This is a genomic window from Lentzea waywayandensis (assembly GCF_900115955.1).
GTDB lineage: Bacteria > Actinomycetota > Actinomycetes > Mycobacteriales > Pseudonocardiaceae > Lentzea > Lentzea waywayandensis.
Window position 1 is genome coordinate 1,166,302 of sequence record NZ_FOYL01000001.1, and the last position, 14,351, is coordinate 1,180,652.

Consider the following 14,351-nt stretch of genomic DNA (forward strand, 5'->3'; position numbering starts at 1 on the left):
GACGTTCTGCGCTTCGGGGGTGGACATGGTGGTGCTCCTTGGTGCGAAGGAAGGTCAGGGGGTGCGCAGGCCGTCGAGCACGTCGAACAGCTCGTCGTCGGTCGCCGAGCCGAGGTCGCCAGTGCCGTTGTCGTGGGTGGGACCACCCGCAAGGCGGCTCAGCAGGGTTTCCAGGCGCAGGGCCAGTTCCGCGCGGGCGGATCCCTCGGCGATGCCGTCCACCAGTGCCGCTTCCAGCCGGTCGAGCTCCGCGAGGCCCGGTGCCCGGTCGCCCGGCAGGACCTCGGCGAGCACGTGCTCGGCGAGCGCCTGGGCGTTCGGGTGGTCGAAGACGAGCGTGGCGGGCAGCCGCAGGCCGGTCGCGGTGGCGAGCCGGTTGCGCAGGTCGACCGCGGTGAGCGAGTCGAACCCGAGGTCCTGGAACGCCTGCGCCGGGTCGAGCGCGGCCGGTGAGGCGTGTCCGAGCACGGTGGCCGCGATGCCGCGAACGAGATCGAGCACGGTCCGCCGGCGTTCCGCTGTACCCATCGCCGTCAGCCGCTCCCGCAGCGCTTCGAGGGTGCCGACCGCAGCGGCGTCGGCCTCGGCCTCCGCCGCGGCGAGCCTGCGGACGTCGTCGATCCCGTTCAGCAGCGGGCTCGGCCTGCCGGAGGTGAACGCGGCGGTGAACCGCGCCCAGTCGACGTCGGCGACCGCCACGAAGGTGTCGTCGAGGTCGAGCGCCCGCTGCATGCCGCGCATACCGGCGGCCGGAGCCATCGGTGACAGCCCGTGCCACTCCGGGTTGAGGTCCATCAGGTCCTCGACGACGACGCCGTCGTCCAGCACGTGCAGTGCGTCCCAGACGCCCCAGGCGATGGACGTCGCCGTGCGGCCGCCTGCCCTGCGCCGTTCGGCGAGAGCGTCCAGGTAGGCCGATCCCGCCGCGTAGGCACCGTGATCACCGCTGCCCCAGACCCCGGCGATCGAGGAGAAGAGCACGAACGCGTCGAGGTCCCGGTCGGCGAACAGCTCGTCGAGGTGGGCCGCTCCCGCGACCTTGGCCGCGAGGACGTCGGCGAGCTCGTCCACAGTGGACTCCGCCAGCGGGGTGAGCCGGATCAGCGCGGCGGCGTGCACCACCGAACGGATCGGCCCGTGCTCCGCCTCGATCTTCTCGACCAGCGCCCGCAGTGCGTCGCGGTCGGCGACGTCGCAGGCCGCGACGGTGACGCCGACCCCGGCCTCGGTGAGCTCGGCGGTCAGTCCGGCCATCCCCGCGGCCGCGTTGCCACGACGGCTCGTCAGCACCAGGTGTTCGGCTCCGCCCTCGGCGAGCTTCCGCGCGATCACCGGGCCAAGCGCGCCGGTCGCCCCGGTGACGAGGACGGTGCCGCGCGGTCGCCACGGGACCGGTGCGACGGCGGGCCTGGTGGCCCGGACGAGCCGCCTGCCGAAGGTTCCGTTGTCCCGCAGCGCGACCTGGTCCTCGCCGCCCTGACCGGTCAGCACGGCGTGGCAGCGCCGCAACGCCTCCGCGCCGGGCTCCACCGGCAGGTCGACCAGCCCGCCCCAGCGCCGGGGCTGTTCCAGGCCGAGCACCCGGCCCATGCCCCAGGTCTGCGCCTGCACCGGATCCGGCGGCAGGTCCGTCGCCGCGACGCTCACCGCGCCACTGGTCACGCACCACAGCGGCGCGGTGATCCCGGCTTCGGTCAGGGCCTGGGACAGCACGAGGCCGGCGACCAGTCCCGCCGTGACGCCCGGCCGGAGTTCGGTCCGGTCGAGCGCGAGCAACGACACCACGCCGTCGAACGGCAGGTCACCGAAGCCGTTTCCTGGCCTCGTGGTCACGACCTCGCTGCCCTGCCGTTCGAACTCCGCGACCAGCTTCTCGGCGACCAGGTCGGCGCCCGGTGGAACGACGACGAGCCAGCGGCCGGGTTCGCCCGCTTCGGGTTCGGCGACGGTCTCCCAGTCGACGGTGTAGCGCATCGAGTCCACAGCGGACTCTTCCGCCCGATCAGCTCGCCACCGGGTCAAAGCCGGCAGCACGGCAGCTACCGCTTCTTGGTCGGCATCGAGCATCTCTGCCAGGTCGCCGTTCTCCACGGCGGCCCAGAACCCGGCGTCCTCCGGTGCCGCCGCCGCGGGCAACTGGAAGTCGATCCAGAAACGCTGGTGCTGGAACGGGTACCGCGGCAGGTCGACCCTGCGGGCGCCGGTACCGGCGAAGATCTTCGCCCAGTCGACCGGCACGCCGAGGACGTACAACTCGGCCGCCGACAACAGGACCCGGTCGGCACCACCGGCGTCGCGCCGCAGCGTGCCGCCGGTGACGACCGCACGTTCGGAGCGGTCGGCGGTCTCGCTGATCGCCGTGGTCAGCACCGGGTGCGGGCTGCACTCGACGAACACGCCGTGCCCTGCCTCGATCAATGCCTGGGTGGCCTGCTCGAACTCCACGGTCTGGCGCAGGTTCCGGTACCAGTACCCGGCGTCGAGGGTGGTGGTGTCGATCGGCTGCCCTGTCACCGTCGAGTACAGCGGCACGCTCCCGGCGACCGGTGCGACCGGGGCCAGCAGTGCGCGGACCTGGTCCTCGATGCGCTCGACGTGCGCGGAGTGCGACGCGTAGTCCACCGGAATCCGGCGGGCTCGCACCCGGTCGGCGACGCAGGCCTCGTAGAACCGGGTCAGCTCGGCGGCCCCACCGGACACGACGACCGAGTCGGGGCCGTTCACCGCGGCGACCGCCAGGTCCGCGTAGTCCGCGAGCCGTGCCCGCACCGCGTCGGCACCGAGCGCGACGGAGACCATGCCACCCTGACCGGCGAGTTCCCGGATCGCCTGGCTGCGCAGGGCCACAACCCTGGCGCCGTCGTCGAGGGACAGCGCCCCCGCGACGACAGCCGCGGCGATCTCGCCCTGGCTGTGCCCGAGCACCGCGTCGGGCCTGATCCCGAACGACTCCCAGACCGCGGCCAGCGAGACGAGGATCGCCCACAGCACCGGCTGCACGACGTCGACCCGCTCGATCGACCCACGCTCCCGCACGACGTCGAGAACCGAGAAGTCCACATAGGACCGCAATGCGGCGGCGCACTCGGCCATCCGAGCGGCGAACACCGGTGACGAGCCGAGCAGGTCGGCAGCCATTCCCGTCCACTGGGAACCTTGACCGGGGAAGACGAACACGACCTTCCCAGGGGCACCGGCCACGCCTTCCGCGACACCGGGCCCGGCCAGTGCCTCCAGGCGGGTGCGCAGCTCGGCGCCGTCCCTCCCGACGACGACCGCGCGGTGCGGGAACTCCGATCGCGTCGTGGCCAGCGAGAACCCGACGTCGACGGGGTTCAGACCGTCCACTTGAGACAGCAGCTCGGCAGCTTGGTCCCGCACCGCTTCAGCCGTACGAGCCGAGAGCACCCACGCGACGGCGGGCGGTGCGCTCGGTTCGGCGACAGGTGCCGGTTCGGGGGCCTCCTCGAGGATCAGGTGGGCGTTGGTACCGCTGACGCCGAACGAGGAGACGCCGGCGCGGCGCGGTTCCTCGCCGCGCGCCCACGGCCGTTGCTCGGTGAGCAGCTCCACCGCGCCCGCGGTCCAGTCGATGTGCGTCGAGCGCTCTTCGGCGTGCAGGGTGCGCGGCAGGACCTCGTACCGCAGGGCCTGCACCATCTTGATCACGCCCGCGACACCGGACGCCGCCTGGGTGTGACCGATGTTCGACTTGACCGATCCCAGCCACAGCGGGACTTCCCGGTCCTGCCCGTAGGTCGCCAGCAGCGCCTGCGCCTCGATCGGGTCGCCCAGCGACGTGCCGGTCCCGTGCGCCTCCACCGCGTCCACATCGGACGGACGGAGGCCAGCGGCCGCCAGGGCCGTGCGGACCACCCGTTGCTGCGACGGGCCGTTCGGTGCTGTCAGGCCGTTGGACGCGCCGTCGGAGTTGACCGCCGAGCCGCGGATCACCGCGAGCACCGGGTGCCCGTTGCGCTGGGCGTCGGAGAGCCGCTCCAGCACGACCATGCCGATGCCCTCCGCCATGCCCATCCCGTCCGCGGTGGCGGAGAACGCCTTGCAGCGCCCGTCCTTCGCGAGTCCGCGCTGGCGGCTGAACAGGACGAACGGAGCCGGGGACGCCATCACCGTCACGCCGCCGGCGAGCGCCAGCGACGACTCGCCGGTGCGCAGCGACTGCCCGGCCATGTGCAACGCGACCAGCGAGGACGAGCATGCCGTGTCGAGCGTGACGGCCGGGCCCTCGGTGCCGTAGACGTACGCCAGCCGTCCGGCGGTGACGCTCATCGACGTGCCGGTGAGCAGGTGTCCCTCGGTGCCCTCCGGCGGCTCGGCCAGTCCCGCGCCGTAGGACGACGTGCTCGCGCCGACGAACACACCGGTGCGGCTGCCGCGCAACGCGGCCGGGGTGATGCCGGCCGCCTCGAACGCCTCCCAGGACGTCTCCAGCAGCAGTCGCTGCTGGGGGTCCATCGCCAGCGCCTCCCGCGGGCTGATCCCGAAGAACGCCGCGTCGAAGTCGCCGACGCCGTCGAGGAAACCGCCTTCGCGGACGTAGGTCTTGCCGGGTGCGTCCGGATCGGGGTCGAAGAGCCCGTCGAGCTCCCAGCCGCGGTCGGCCGGGAACCGGCTGATCCCCTCACCGCCCGTCTCCAGCATCCGCCACAGGTCCTCCGGCGAACGGACGCCGCCGGGGAACCGGCAGCTCATCCCGACGATCGCGATCGGCTCGTCCGAGTTCGCGACGGTGACGGTCTCCGCCTGCGTCACCTCGCCACCCAGTTCGGCGGTGAGGTGACGGGCCAGCCCTTCAGGACTGGGGTAGTCGAAGACCAGAGTCGCGGGCAACCGCAGCCCGGTGGCCGCCTGGAGGCGGTTGCGGAGCTCGATCGCCGTGACCGAGTCGAAGCCGAGGTCCCGGAACGCCCGTTCGGCGTCGACCTCCGCACCGGAGTCGTAGCCGAGCACCGCCGCGACCTGGGCGCGCACGACGCCGAGCAGGTCCTTCGCCCGTTCGGGAGCCGGAGCCGACTCCGCGACGAGCCTGCGCACCTCGGGAATCTCGCGGAACAACGGGCTCGGCGTGCCGGACACGGCGACGACGCGAGCCCAGTCGATGTCGACGACCACCGCGCTGGTCTCACCGCGGTCAAGCACGCGCTGCAGCGCCGAGATCGCCAGGTCCGGGTCCATCGCCGGAACGCCGCGGGAGAACATCCGCTCCTCGACGGCGCCGGTCGCCATCCCGCCCGCGGCCCAGTGCCCCCACACGACGGCGGTCGCGGGCAGGCCCTCGTCCCGGCGCCGGCGCGCCAGCGCGTCCACGAAAGCGTTGCCAGGGGCGTAGTTGCCCTGGCCGGCCGCGCCGAACATACCGCCGAACGACGAGAACAGCACGAAGGCGGACAGGTCGAGGTCGCGAGTCAGCTCGTGCAGGCTGACTGCGGCCTCGGCCTTGACGCGCAACACGTGCTCGACCTGGTCCAGGGTCAGGTCGCCGAGCAGGGCGTCGTCGAGCGCCGCCGCGGTGTGCACGACAGCGGTCACGGGCCACTCGGCCGCGATGTCGTCGAGCAGCGCGGCGAGCGCCTCCCGGTCCGCCAGGTCCACTGTGGACACGGTGACGGCGCTGCCCAGCTCCTCCAGCTCGGCGACGAGATCGGCCGCACCGGGCGCGTCGAGCCCGCGCCGTCCGGTGAGGACGACGTGCTCGGCACCACCGCGGGCAAGCCACCGGGCGACGTGCGCGCCGAGTGCCCCGGTGCCGCCGGTGACCAGCACGGTCCCGGTCGGCTTCCAGGTGCTGGGAGCATCGTCCTCTGCCGCGTGAGCCAGCCTCCTGGCCAGCACCCCGGTGGAGCGGACGGCGAGCTGGTCCTCCGCACCGGACCCGGCCAGCACGGCGCTCACCCGGTCGGCCGCGACGGGATCCGCGGTCGGCGCCAGATCGATCAGCCCGCCCCAGCGGTCGGGGTGCTCCTGCCCCACCACGGGGCCGAGGCCCCAGACGAGCGACTGCTCCGGGTCGTCGACCGGGTCGGACGGGCCGGTGCTCAGCGCACCGCGGGTGGCCACCCAGAGGGGCGCGTCGATCCCGGCGTCACCGAGGGCCTGGACGAGCGTGATGGTCGCCGCGTGGGCCAGCGGGACGGCTGGGTAGCGGGGGTGCCGGCCATTTGCGCAGGCGAGCAGCGACAGGACGCCTGCCGCTTCGCCCTGGGATGCCAGGTGGGCGGTGAGGGTGGCGCGGTCGGCGGACGGGTCGACGGTCAGGCGCACGACTTCGGCGCCGTTGGTGGCCAACGACTTCTCAAGGGCATCGGCCCAGTCCGCGCCGGCCGCGCCAGTGACGACCGCGTCAGCACCAGCCAAGCCAACACCAGCCAAGCCAACACCAGCCGCGTCAGCACCAGCCGCGTCAGTGCCGACCGTGCCGGCGCCAGCCGCGTCAGCGCCAGCCGACGACGTACCAAGCACATCGGCCGAGTCAGCGCCGCCCGCCGGTACCACCAGCAGCCAGCGGCCGGTCAACGCCCCCGGCGCCGGAGTGAGCGCACGCCACGTCACCCGGTACCGCCATCCATCCACAGTGGACTTCTCCTGCTGCCGCCGACGCCAGGACGAGAGCACCGGCAGCACCGCGCCGAGCGCCTCGGACTGCGCGCGGTCGGCACCCAGGTCGTCCGCCAGCGCGGCCAGGTCGTCGCGCTCCACCGCCGTCCAGAACCGCGCGCCGACCGGGTCGGCCGAACCCTGCTGTGGCGCAAGGGGTTCGCTGGGCCAGAACCGGCGGTGACGGAACGGGTAGGTCGGCAGCTCGACCCGCACGGCACCGGTGCCGTGGAAGGCCACGGTCCAGTCGACGGGCACGCCGGCCACGAAGGCCTCCGCCAGCGACCGGGTGAGCCGGTCGGCTCCACCGTCGTCGCGGCGCAGGGTGCCGGTCACCACGACCGTGCGGTCCGCCGCGTCGGCGGTCTCCTCGACGCCCGCGGCGAGCACCGGGTGGGCGCTGCACTCGACGAACGCCGTGTGCCCGCCCGCCACCAGACCGGCGACGGCCAGGTCGAAGCGCACGGGCTCGCGCAGGTTGCGGTACCAGTAGCCCGCGTCCAGCTCCGCGGTGTCCAGCACGTCACCGGTCACCGCCGACACGAACGGGATCCGCCCGGCCAGCGGTTCGATGCCGGCCAGCACCTCGGCCAGTTCACCGGCCAGCAGTTCCACCTGAGCCGAGTGGGAGGCGTAGTCGACGGCGATCCGTCGCGCGCGGGCGTCCTGGGCGGCGGCCACGAGCTCGTCGAGAGCGCTGGACTCGCCGGATACGACGACCGACGACGGCGCGTTGACCGCCGCCACCGAGATCCGGTCAGCCCACGGCGCGATCAGCTCACGCGCGCGGTCCGGCGTGACGGCCAGCGACACCATGCCGCCGGAGCCCGACAACCGGAGAATCGCCTTGCTCCGCAGCGCGACGACGCGAGCACCGTCCTCAAGAGACAGTCCTCCGGCCACCACGGCGGCGGCGATCTCGCCCTGGGAGTGGCCCACCACCGCGGCCGGCTCGACGCCACGAGATCGCCACACCTCGGCGAGCGAGACCATCACGGCCCACAGCACCGGCTGCACGACGTCGACCCGCAGCAACGCGTCGGCGTCGTCAAGAACGTCCAGCAGCTCCCAGTCCACAAAGGACGACAAAGCCTCGGCACACTCGGCCATCCGCGCCGCGAACACCGGAGACGACTCCAGCAGCTCCCGGCCCATCCCGGCCCACTGCGAACCCTGGCCGGGGAACACGAACGCCACCCGCCGTCCGGGCCGGGCGATGCCGGTGACCACGTCCGCGGGAGCGCCACCATCGGCGAACGCCCGCAAGGCTTCCGCGTGGTCGCCGAGAACGACCGCGCGGTGCTCGAACAGCGCACGGGTGCTGACCAGCGAGAATCCGACGTCCACCGGCTCGCCGAGCGGCAGCCGCGCCGCCTGGGCCCGCAGCGCGTCCTCGGTCCGTGCGGAGAGCACCCACGGCACCACCGCGGGCACGGTCCGTTCCGCCGGGACCGCCGCTCCACCAGGAGCGGCCTCGAGGATCACGTGGGCGTTGGTGCCGCTGATGCCGAACGACGACACCGCGGCACGCCGCGGCCGTCCCGTCTCCGGCCACGGTGTAGCCGAAGACAACAACTCGATCGCACCGGACGACCAGTCGACGTGCGGTGTCGGCGTGGCAGCGTGCAGGGTGCGCGGCACGGTGTCGTTTCCGAGCGCGAGGACCATCTTCACGACGCCCGCGACCCCCGCCGCGGCCTGGGCGTGCCCGATGTTGGACTTCACCGAACCGAGCAGCAGCGGCCGGTCCCGGCCCTGCCCGTAGGTGGCGAACAGCGCGTCCGCCTCGATCGGGTCACCCAGAGACGTGCCGGTGCCGTGCGCCTCCACGACGTCCACATCGGACGGTGCCAGGCCGGCGTTCGCCAGTGCGGCACGGATGACGCGCTGCTGCGACGGGCCGTTCGGGGCGGTGAGGCCGTTGGAGGCACCGTCCTGGTTCACCGCCGTGCCGCGAACGATCGCGAGCACGGGGTGACCGAGCCGCCGCGCGTCGGACAGGCGCTCCACCAGCAGCATGCCGACGCCCTCCGACCAGCCGGCACCGTCGGCGTCGGCGGAGAACGCCTTGCAGCGGCCGTCTCGCGCGAGGCCGCGTTGCTGGGAGAACTCGACGAACGTGCCTGGCGTGGCCATCACGGTCGCGCCGCCCGCCAGCGCCATCGTGCACTCGCCCGAGCGCAGCGACTGCACGGCGAGATGCAGCGAGACCAGCGACGACGAACAGGCGGTGTCGACCGTGACGGCCGGGCCCTCCAGCCCGAGCGTGTAGGCGATCCGGCCGGAGGCGACGCTGCCGGAGTTGCCGACGCCGAGGAAACCTTCGACGTCGTCAGGTCCGCCGGACAGCCGTGCGCCGTAGTCGTGGTACATCAGGCCGGCGAACACCCCGGTGCGGCTGCCGCGCACGGTGGCCGGGTCGATGCCGGCCCGTTCGAACGCCTCCCACGCCGCTTCGAGCAGCAGACGGTGCTGCGGGTCCATGGCCAGTGCCTCCCGCGGCGAGATGCCGAAGAAGGCCGGGTCGAAGTCGGCCGCACCGTCGAGGAACCCACCCGCGCGCACGTAGGTCTTGCCGGGCCGTGGCTGCGGGTCGAAGAGCGCGTCCACGTCCCAGCCGCGATCGGCCGGGAACTCGCTGATCGCGTCACCACCGTCGGCGAGCAGCCGCCAGAGGTCCTCCGGCGAGGCGACCCCGCCGGGGAACCGGCAGCTCATCCCGACGATGGCGATCGGTTCGGTCGAGGCGGCCGCGGTGACGACCTGCTGAAGTGCCGCGTCACCACCGAGTTCGGCACTCAGGAAAGCGACGAGTGCCGCCGGCGTCGGGTGGTCGAACACGAGCGCGGCGGGCAGGCGCAGCCCGGTGACGGACTGGAGGCGGTTGCGGAGGTCGACCGCGGTCAGCGAGTCGAAACCCAGGTCCCGGAACGCCACCGAAGTGTCCACAACGGACACATCCGCGTGGCCGAGCACCGTCGCGACGTGGGTGCGCACGATCTCGGTGAGCAAGCGGTCGCGTCCGGCGTCGTCGAGCCCCGCCAGCCGCGCCCGCAGGCCGTCGTCCGTCGCCGCCACGGCGCGCAACGGAACGATCTTGCGCAGCATCGGCGGCACCTGCTGGTCGCGCAGGGCGGCGACGTTCAGCTTCACCGGCACCAAAGTCGCGCCGTCCAGCGCGCGGGCGGTGTCGAACAGCGCGAGCCCCTGCTCGTCGGACAGCGGCGGGAACCCGGCGCGAGTCATCCGCCGCACGTCGAGGTCCGTCATCGCGCCGGTCATCCCGCCGCTGCGGGCCCAGAGCCCCCAGGCGAGCGACTGCGCGTCGAGACCACGGGCGCGCCGCCGGAGCGCGAGGGCGTCGAGCACCGCGTTGGTGGCCGCGTAGGCGCTCTGCCCGGCGCTGCCGAACGTGCCGGTCGCCGAGGAGAACAGCACGAACGTCGCGGCGTCGGTCAGTTCGTCCAGGGCGAGTGCGGCGTCCACCTTGACCCGCAGGACCTTCTCGAAGTCGTCGGCGGTCAAGGACTCGACGAGTCCGTCCGCGAGCGCGCCCGCGGCGTGCACGACGGCCGTGATGTGGTCGCCTGCAAGGAGTTCGGCGAGCTGGTCGCGGTCGGCCACGTCGCAGCGGACGATCCGGATGTCGGCGTCGAGGCCGTCCAGGTCGGGGTGCCCGGCGCCGGAGCGGCTGGTCAGCAGCAGGCGGCGGGCGCCATACGTGGCAACGAGATGCCGGGCCAGCAGCGAGCCGAGCGCGCCGGTGCCGCCGGTGATCAGGACGGTGCCGCTGACGTCGAACGCGGGTGCCGCGTCGGTCCGCTGGACGCGCACAAGTCGCGGCACGAGAACCTCGCCACCGCGCAACGCGACCTCAGGCTCCTCAGCCAGGACGGCGACCAGCGGTGTGACATCAGCGGTGTCGGTGTCGGCGAGCAGGAACCGGTCGGGGTGCTCGGCGCGGACCGACCGGATCAGCCCCCAGACAGCGGCCGCGGCCGGGTCCTCCCCCGTCGTCGCGCCCGAGGTGACGAACGCCAGGCGGCCTTCGTCCTTCGCGAGGTGCTCGCGGACGAGGTCGAGTGTGCGAGCCAGTACCGTGCGGACGCTGCCGCCGACATCGGCCGGATCGCCCGCGACAGGCGCGAGCACCAGGTCGGTGCCCGGCACAGGCAGCAGGTCGTCATCGAGGTGCACGGGCGCCGCTGCTGAAGGCACCTCGACGGGTGTCCACTCCAGACTGAACAGCGAGTCGGCGACGAGTTGCTGAGCCACCAACGGCCTGAGCACCAGTGACGAGACGGTGGCCACCGCCGCACCGGACGCGTCCGCGACGTCGAGCGCCACCGCGTCCTCCCCGGCCGGCCGGATCCGCACGCGCGCCGCAGCGATGCCGCTCGACCGCAGGACCGCACCGGACCACGCGAACGGCATCAGCGCGCGATCTCCGCCGCCGAGTGCCGCGGCCTGCAGTGCCGCGTCGAGCAACGCCGGGTGCAGGCCGAACCGCGCCGCCTCGGGGGCGAGGTCCGCCGGCAACGCGACCTCGGCGTAGATCTCCTCGCCGAGCCGCCACGCCGCGCGCAGGCCGCGAAACGCAGGCCCGTAAGCGAAACCCTGTGCAGCGAACCGGTCGTGCAGGCCGTCGACGTCGACGGGTTCGGCACCGGCGGGTGGCCAGATCAGCAGATCAGCCGCCGCGGGCTCGGTGCCGCCGAGCACGCCGCTCGCGTGCCGGGTCCAGCTGTCGTCCGCGGCACGGCTGTGCACAGCGACCGCGCGCCGGCCGGTGCCGTCAGCAGCGCCGACCGACACCTGGACCTCGACGGCGCCGTCCTCCGGCAGCACCAGCGGAGCCTCCAGCACCAGGTCCTCCACGACCCGGCCACCGGTCTCCCGCACCGCCCGCACCGCGAGTTCCAGCAATGCCGTGCCGGGCAGCACGACGGTGCCGCGCACGACGTGGTCGGCGAGCCACGGGTGTGACCTCGTGGACAGCCGTCCGGTGAAGAGGTGGCCGTCGCCGTCGGCGAGGGCGACGACCTGGTCGAGCATCGGGTGCCCGGCCGAGCCGAGGCCCGCATCGGTGGTGACCGCGGGCGCGTCGAGCCAGAAGGTCTCGCGCTGGAACGGATAGGTCGGCAGTTCCACGCCTGCCGGGTCCACGCCCTCGAACTCGGCGGAGAAGTCCACGGCCACGCCGAGGCTGAAGGCCGCGCCGATCGACGTGAGCAGCCGGGCCCGGCCGCCTTCGCCGCGACGCAGGGTGCCGACGGTGTCCGCGGTCTCGTCGAGACCGGTCGTGAGGACCGGGTGCGGACTGCATTCCACGAACACCGGACGGTCTGGGAGCAGCTGCCGCACAACCTCGTCGAACCGCACGGTCTCGCGCAGGTTCCGGTACCAGTAACGAGCGTCCAGCCCGGCGGTGTCGAGCGGGTCACCGGTGACCGCCGAGTGGAACGGCACGGCACCGGTCCGCGGGCGGATCGGCGCGAGTGCGGCGAGCAGCTCCTCCTCGACGGCTTCGACGTGCCGGGAGTGCGACGCGTAGTCGACCGCGATCCGCCTGGCCGGAATGTCCTGCGCCAGCAACTCGTCGAGCGCGGCGGCGTCACCGGAGACCACGACCGAGGACGGGCCGTTGACCGCGGCGATCGAGAGGCTCTCACCCCAGGGCGCGATCAGCTCCTCGGCGCGCTCGACGGACGTGGTGAGCGACACCATGCCGCCCTTGCCGGACAGGGCGAGCAACGCCTTGCTGCGCAACGCGACCACGCAAGCGCCGTCGGAGAGGGACAGGCCACCCGCGACGACGGCGGCGGCGATCTCACCCTGGGAGTGACCGATCACGGCGGCGGGCTCGACCCCGTAGGAACGCCAGACCTCGGCCAGCGACACCATCACCGCCCACAGCACGGGCTGCACGACGTCGACTCGCTGCAACGCCTCGGCGTCGTCGAGCACGTCCAGCAGTTCCCAGTCCACAAAGGACGACAGAGCGTCGGCGCACTCCGCCATCCGCGCCGCGAACACCGGGGACGACTCCAGCAGCTCCCCGCCCATCCCGGCCCACTGCGAACCCTGACCGGGGAACACGAACACGGCCCGGCGCACACCGCGGGCGACGGCGGCACCCGTGCCCTGCTCGGCCAGGGCGGTCAACCCTGCCCGCAGGTCCCCTGCCACGACGGCCCGGTGCTCGAACAGCTGGCGGAACCTGAGCAGCGCGGCCCCGGCCGCGGGAACATCCACAAGGGACAGCAGGTTGCGCGCCTGAGCCCGCAACGCCGGTTCGGAGCGGGCCGAGAGCACCCACGGCACCACCGAATCCTCCGTGGAGGCGGTGGTCGACGGCCGCGGTCGCGCTTCCAGGATCACGTGGGCGTTGGTCCCGCTGACCCCGAACGACGACACACCCGCCCGTCGGGCAGCGCCGGTCTCCGGCCACGCGACGGCGTCGGTCAGCAGCTCCACCGACCCCGCCGACCAGTCGACGTGCGGTGAGGGCGCATCGACGTGCAGGGTCTTGGGCAGCACGCCGTGGCGCATCGCCTCGACCATCTTGATCACACCGCCGACACCGGCCGCGGCCTGCGCGTGACCGATGTTCGACTTCAGCGAGCCGAGCAACAACGGCCGTTCCCGGCCCTGCCCGTACGTCGCCAGCAGGGCTTCGGCCTCGATCGGGTCACCCAGCGACGTGCCCGTGCCGTGCGCCTCCACGACGTCCACATCGGACGGTGACAGCCCGGCGTTGGCCAGCGCCGCCCGGATCACCCGCTGCTGCGCCAGGCCGTTCGGCGCGGTCATGCCGTTGGAGGCGCCGTCCTGGTTGACCGCAGTGCCCCGGACCACGGCCAGGATCGGGTGACCGAGGCGTTCGGCGTCGGAAAGCCGTTCCAGGAGCAGGACACCGACGCCCTCGGCCCAGCTCGTGCCGTCGGCGGCGGCCGCGAACGCCTTGCAGCGCCCGTCCGGTGCCAGCGCCCGCTGCCGGCTGAACTCGACCAGCGCGGACGGTGTCGCCATCACCGACACACCTCCGGCGAGAGCGAGGGTGCAGTCGCCCTGGCGCAGCGCCTGTGCGGCGAGGTGCAGGGCGACCAGCGACGACGAGCACGCCGTGTCGATCGTGACGGCGGGCCCCTCCAACCCGAAGGTGTAGGCCACCCGGCCCGAGGCCACGCTGCCCGCGCTGCCGTTGCCGAGCAGGCCCTCGAAGCCCTCCGGCACCCGGTACATGCGGCCCGCGTAGTCGTTGTACATCACGCCGGAGAACACGCCGGTCCTGCTGCCCCGCACCGAGTCCAGGGTCAGCCCGGCCCGTTCGAACGCCTCGTACGACACCTCCAGGAGGAGCCGCTGCTGCGGGTCGATGGCCAGCGCGTCCCGCGGGCTGATGCCGAAGAACGCCGGGTCGAACTGGTCGGCGTCGTGCAGGAACCCACCCTCACGCGTGTAGACCTTGCCCGGCTCGTCGGCGTCCGCGTCGTACAGGCCGTCGAGGTCCCAGCCACGCCGCGTCGGGAAGCCGCTGATGGCGTCACCGCCGCGGGACACGAGGTCCCACAGCTGTTCCGGCGAACCGGCGCCACCGGGATAGCGGCAGCTCATCCCGATGATCGCGACGGGTTCTCCCGCCGCGGCCTCGAGCTGCCGGTTGACCTCCCGCAGCCGGTCGCTCTCCTTGAGCGACGCGCGCAGGGCTTCGACGATCTTGTCCGGGGTGGTGG

At 73.2% G+C, this 14,351-nt stretch carries 1 pseudogene; it reads right to left on the reverse strand.

What is annotated here, in order from left to right:
- Positions 1 to 54 precede the first annotated feature (54 nt).
- Positions 55 to 14,340 (reverse strand): annotated as a pseudogene (locus BM417_RS49005) (type I polyketide synthase); the annotation flags it as partial.
- Between the last annotated feature and the right edge of the window lie 11 nt (positions 14,341 to 14,351).